The following is a 5,199-nucleotide window of genomic DNA, read 5'->3' as shown; positions in this document are numbered from 1 at the left end:
TCCGTGGCGGACCCGTCGGCGCGGGTCCGCCGTGGGGGCGGGCGCGGGATCAGCCCGGCAGGACGATCGTGCGCTGGGCCGAGAAGTCGCCCCACGTCCCGTCGGGCAGCTTCGGGCGGATCTTGAGCGAGTAACGGGTGCCGGGCGGGTCGGTGAGGGTGAGCCGGTAGGTGGCGCGGCCGGCCGGGGGTGTGCCGCCCCAGACGATCGTGGTGGTCGGCTTCCCGTTCAGGAAGAGCTGGTAGGCGGGGATGGTGCCGCCGGTGTCCGGCTGGTCCCAGGACAGGTCGACCGCGAAGTCCCCGCCCTCGGCCGTCGTCCGGGTGCGCAGACCGGTGGGCGCGGTGCCGGCGGGGGCGCCCGCGGCGGACGGGGTGGTGAGGTCGAGGGCGTTGCTGTCCGGCGAGCTCTTCTCGGAGGCGTCACGGGCCCGGACGGTGAACGTGTAGACGGTGCCGGGCCGCAGTCCGGTGAGCCGGGCCGTGGTGCCGGTGCCGGCGACGGTGTGGATCCTGGAGTCCTCCTGGTAGATGTCGTACGAGGTCACACGCACGTCGTCCGTGGAGCCGCCCCAGGACAGGGTGGCGGTCCGGCCGCTGTCCGCCGTGCCCCGCAGTTTCACCGGGGCGGTCGGCGGCGCCGTGTCGGCGGCAGGGGCCGCGGGTGTGGTGGCGGGGGCGGCGCTGCCCGGGGCGGAGAGGTTTCCGGCTGCGTCGCGGGCCCTGACGGTGAAGGTGTAGGCGGTGGAGGGGGTCAGCCCGCCGATGTCGGTCATCCGTTTGCCCGCCGGGACCGACGCGGCCTTGCGTCCCTCCCGGTAGACCTCGTAGCCGGTGACGCCCTTGTCGTCCGTGGACTGCTCCCACATGACGTGCACGGAGGTGGCACTGCCTGCCTGCGCGGTCACACCCCGGGGTGGCGTGGGTTTCCGGTCGTCCGCCTCGGCGCCGCCCGCGCAGGCGGTGAGTGAGACGAGGAGCAGGGCGGCGGCGCAGGTCAACGCGGTGCGTGCGTGGGGGCGTTGCACAGAGATGCCTTCCATCCGGGGCAATGGTCCAGACCTGTATGCCATGCGGGTGGGGCCGCCGACAAGGGGCAGGCACGGAACGTTCCGCAATGTCCCGCTCCGGCGATGAGATCCGCGGCCGGGAGGAGTCGGAAGGGTATGGACACCGACAGCGAAACCGCACCCGCGATCGATCTGGAACCGGCGGCCCGGCGCGTCCGCGAGTTGGCCGGCGCGATCGGCGAGGACCTGATGAGCCACCCGACGCCCTGCCCCGACTACGCGGTACGCGACCTGCTCGCCCATGTCGTCGGGCTGGCCGCCGCCTTCCGTGACGCGGCGGACAAACGCTTCGGGGCCTCGACCGACACTCCCCCGGGCCCGGGGCTCCCCCCGCTGCCCGACGACTGGCGCGAGTCGCTGGGGCCGCTGCTGGACGAACTGGTCGCGGCGTGGCGCGCGCCCGCGTCCCGGCAGGGCATGACCAGGGCGGGTGGGGTGGAGCTGCCGGGCCGGGTCGCCGCGATGGTCGTCCAGAACGAACTGCTCGTGCACGGCTGGGACCTGGCCCGGGCGACCGGGCAGTCCTTCCGGGCCGACGAGGCCGGACTGCGCGCGTCGCAGGCCCTGCTGACCCCCACCGGTGAGGGGGCGCCCACCGAATCGCCCTTCGGCCCGCCAATCCCCGTGCCGCCCGGCGCCCCGCTGCTGGACCAGGTGATCGCCCTGAGCGGCCGCCGCCCGGACTGGCGGCCGGGTGACGGGGGCGGCTGTCACCCCGACCGGGGACGGCCGGGGCCCCGGTGACATCCGTCCCCCGGGCGACGCCCGCGACCCGGCGACGCCGGGGGACCACCGGCCGGCGTCGCTCTCCGCTCCGCCGCCGCGTCCGCCCTGTCAGCTGGTGAAGAACTCCGTGATCTGCTGGGCCACCTGATCCGGGTGCCTCTTGTGGACCTGGTGGCCGCCGCCCAGCGTGACCAGCCTGCAGTCCGGGACGAGGGAGGCCATGTCCGGCAGGCGCGACTGCGGCATGCCGCTCTCCGGGCCCCCGGCGATCATCAGGGTGGGCGCGACGATCTGGCCCAGTTCCTCCTCCCACCGCGGGTCGGGCTCGCCGATCTGCGCGCGGACCGCCGGGACGGCGTTCTCGTCGTAGTCCACCGGGCCGGTGGGCGGGCCCTCGGCGGCCAGTTGCCCCGGGAAGGGCGGCGGGGTCTCGACCAGGACCAGTCGCTCCACCCGGTCCGCGTGCTCCTCGGCCAGGAGGTAGGCGACCACTCCGCCCATCGCGTGCCCGACGACGCCGACCCGGTCGAGTTCGAGCTCGTCGAGGAAACCGAGGACGTCGTCCCTCATCTGCTCGAAGCCGTACTCGTCCGGCCAGTCGCTCTCACCGTGCCCGCGCAGGTCGAGGGCGTACACCCGCCACTCCTCACCCAGCAGGCCGCCGACGGCCTCCCAGCTCGCGGACGAGCCGCCGAGACCGTGCAGCAGCAGCACGGGCGAGCCGAACGGGTCGCCCCAGGCCCGGTACGCCAGCCGCACGTCGCCGACATCCACAACAGACTGATCTTCCATGCCCCGAACGCTACAGGCGCCGGACACCCGCAGGCTCCGGCACCCGGCCTGGCAGGCTTGTCACGTGAAACACAGACGTCCCGTCCTCGCCGCCGCCCTGCTCCTGGCCCTGACCGGCTGTTCCGGCGCCGGCTCCGGCGGCCCGGAGAAGGGGCTCGACGACCCCGCGAAGAAGGACATCGCGATGCGGCTGGTCTCCAGCGCCGAGAACTCCTCGCTCGACTGGAAGGCGCAGTACCGCTACATCGAGGACATCGGCGACGGCCGCGGCTACACCGCCGGCATCATAGGCTTCTGCTCGGGCACCGGAGACATGCTGGACCTGGTCGAGCTGTACGCCGGCCGCACGCCGGGCAACGTCCTCGAGAGGTACCTGCCCGCCCTGCGCGCGGTGGACGGAACCGACTCGCACGAGGGCCTCGACCCGGGCTTCACCGGGGACTGGGCCCGGGCGGCGTCCGATCCGGCGTTCCAGCAGGCGCAGAACGACGAGCGGGACCGGGTGTACTTCGACCCGGCGGTCCGTCAGGCCAAGGCCGACGGGCTCGGCACGCTGGGGCAGTTCGCCTACTACGACGCCATCGTCATGCACGGCGGAGGCGGCGACAGCACGAGCTTCGGCTCCATCCGGCGGCTGGCGCTGGACCGGGCACTGCCCCCGTCGCAGGGCGGCGACGAGGTCGCCTACCTCGACGCGTTCCTGGACGCACGGGTCTGGGCGATGCGGCAGGAGGAGGCCCACTCGGACACCAGCCGGGTCGACACCGCCCAGCGGGTCTTCCTGCGGAACGGCAATCTCGCCCTGGACCCGCCGCTGGACTGGCAGGTCTACGGCGACGGTTTCCACATCGGCTGACGCCCCGGACGCCGGACCGTTCCCGCCGGACGCCCGGCTGTTCCCGCCGACGCCCGGTCTTCCCGCGTACGCCCGGTTGACGTCACGTCACCGGTGTGCGTACGGCCCCCGGCCGGGGGCCGTACGCACACCGGACCGGTCAGTGGGCTACGGGTACGGCCATAGGCTCCTTCGGCAGGTCGCTGTCCGCCACACCGTCCTGTGGCCCGTCCTGCGGTGTCCGGCCCCAGTGGTTGAACGCGAGGTTCAGCAGGATCGCCACGACGCAGCCCGTGGAGATGCCCGAGTCCAGGACGACGAGCAGGTCCTCGGGGAAGGCGTGGTAGAAGTCCGGCGCGGCGATCGGAATGAGACCGACACCGACGGCGGCGGCGACGATCAGCGCGTTCTCGCCCTTCTCCAGGGCCGCGGCGGCCAGGGTCTGGATGCCGCTCGCGGCGACCGAGCCGAACAGCACGATCCCGGCGCCGCCGAGCACCGGCAGCGGTACGAGGGCGATGACGGACGCGGCGACGGGGACGAGCCCGAGCACCACGAGGATGACGCCTCCGGCGGCCACGACGAACCGGCTGCGGACCTTGGTCATCGCGACCAGCCCGATGTTCTGGGCGAAGGCGCTGCACATGAAGCCGTTGAAGAGCGGGCTGACGGCGCTTCCCAGGGTGTCGGCGCGCAGGCCGCCCTCGATGGTCCGCTCGTCCGCCGGCCGGCCGACGATCTTGCCCAGCGCCAGCATGTCGGCGGTGGACTCGGTCATGCAGACCAGCATGACGATGCACATGGAGATGATCGCGGCGATCTCGAACTGCGGGGCGCCGAAGTGGAAAGGCGTCGGGAAGCCGACCAGGCCGGCGTCGCCCAGGGCCCCGAAGTCGGTGATGCCGACCGGGATCGCGATCAGGGTGCCGATGACCAGGCCGAGCAGGATCGCGATCTGCTGGAGGAAGCCGCGCAGCAGCTTGCGCAGGGCCAGCACGATCACGAGGGTGACCGCGGCCATGGTGATGTTGGTCGTCGAACCGTAGTCGTCGGCGGTCGCGTTGCCGCCCTGGGACCAGTTGAAGGCCACCGGGAGGAGCGAGACACCGATCAGGGTGATGACGGTGCCGGTGACGACCGGCGGGAAGAAGCGTACGAGCTTGCAGAAGTAGGGGGCGAGGACGAAGCCGAGGAGACTGGCGACGATGATCGCGCCGAAGATGACGGCGATGCCGTCGTGCCCCCGGTCCTTGCCGATCGCGATCATCGGGGTGACCCCGGCGAACGAGACCCCGTTGACGAACGGCAGGCGGGCGCCTATGCGCCAGAAGCCGAGGGTCTGGAGCAGGGTGGCTATGCCCGCGGTGAAGAGGCTCGCCCCCATGAGGAAGGCGGTCTCCTTGGCGTCGAGGCCCACGGCAGGCCCGACGATCATGGGCGGGGCCACCACGCCCGCGTACATCGCGGCCACGTGCTGGAGCCCGCTGGTGAACATCCTGAGGGGCGGGAGTGTCTCGTCGACCGGGTGTTTCCCGCCGGAGCCGGCGGGGTCCTCACGGTCGGGTCCTTCGACTGCGTCCTTGCGAAACCTGGGCGTAGCTGCCACGGCTTCCTCCGGTCGGGTGCACGTCGGTGACGTGGGTGTCAGGGAGGTGGTGCGAAGTGGTGCGTTGGTACAGGTCGTGCAGCTGGTGCGGGCAGCTCGGTGCGCCCGCGCGGCCGCGCGTACACGGGGTACGCGCGGCCGGGCGGGGTGTCGTGGTGCCGCCGGTGCCCG

The 5,199-nt window shown here is 72.7% G+C and carries 5 protein-coding genes; 2 read left to right on the top strand and 3 right to left on the bottom strand.

Going from position 1 to position 5,199, the window contains the following annotated elements:
* Positions 1-49: 49 nt before the first annotated feature.
* Positions 50-1,042: a fibronectin type III domain-containing protein gene (locus tag ABZ371_RS28595; protein WP_358684886.1), complete on the bottom strand. Its 993-nt coding sequence runs from the start codon at positions 1,040-1,042 to the stop codon at positions 50-52.
* Between the two features lie 123 nt (positions 1,043-1,165).
* On the opposite strand from ABZ371_RS28595, the gene ABZ371_RS28590 reads away from it, so the two are divergent.
* Entirely contained in the window at positions 1,166-1,813 is a 648-nt protein-coding gene (locus tag ABZ371_RS28590) for a TIGR03086 family metal-binding protein (protein WP_358684884.1), read from the top strand.
* Positions 1,814-1,903: 90 nt separating this feature from the next.
* Here the strand turns inward: ABZ371_RS28590 and ABZ371_RS28585 are convergent, their stop codons facing one another.
* Positions 1,904-2,587 carry an alpha/beta hydrolase gene (locus ABZ371_RS28585; protein WP_358684882.1) on the bottom strand — a complete coding sequence of 228 codons (684 nt, stop codon included), beginning with the start codon at positions 2,585-2,587 and terminating at the stop codon, positions 1,904-1,906.
* 64 nt (positions 2,588-2,651) lie between these two features.
* On the opposite strand from ABZ371_RS28585, the gene ABZ371_RS28580 reads away from it, so the two are divergent.
* Entirely contained in the window at positions 2,652-3,443 is a 792-nt protein-coding gene (locus tag ABZ371_RS28580) for a chitosanase (protein ID WP_358684879.1), read from the top strand.
* A gap of 139 nt (positions 3,444-3,582) precedes the next feature.
* Here ABZ371_RS28580 and ABZ371_RS28575 read toward each other — a convergent pair whose 3' ends face one another.
* Positions 3,583-5,028, bottom strand: a complete 1,446-nt coding sequence (locus tag ABZ371_RS28575; protein ID WP_358684877.1) for a nucleobase:cation symporter-2 family protein — start codon at positions 5,026-5,028, stop codon at positions 3,583-3,585.
* Between the last annotated feature and the right edge of the window lie 171 nt (positions 5,029-5,199).

The sequence above is a fragment of the Streptomyces sp. NPDC005899 genome (assembly GCF_040629645.1).
Taxonomy (GTDB): domain Bacteria; phylum Actinomycetota; class Actinomycetes; order Streptomycetales; family Streptomycetaceae; genus Streptomyces.
Note: the sequence above shows the minus strand (reverse complement) of the source record. Positions and strands in the feature narration are given on the sequence as shown.

Excerpts from the sequence above, each read along its gene's own strand:
- ABZ371_RS28595 (WP_358684886.1), bottom strand. The coding sequence starts at position 1,042 with ATGGAAGGCATCTCTGTGCAACGCCCCCACGCACGCACCGCGTTGACC.
- ABZ371_RS28590 (WP_358684884.1), top strand. The coding sequence starts at position 1,166 with ATGGACACCGACAGCGAAACCGCACCCGCGATCGATCTGGAACCGGCG.
- ABZ371_RS28585 (WP_358684882.1), bottom strand. The coding sequence starts at position 2,587 with ATGGAAGATCAGTCTGTTGTGGATGTCGGCGACGTGCGGCTGGCGTAC.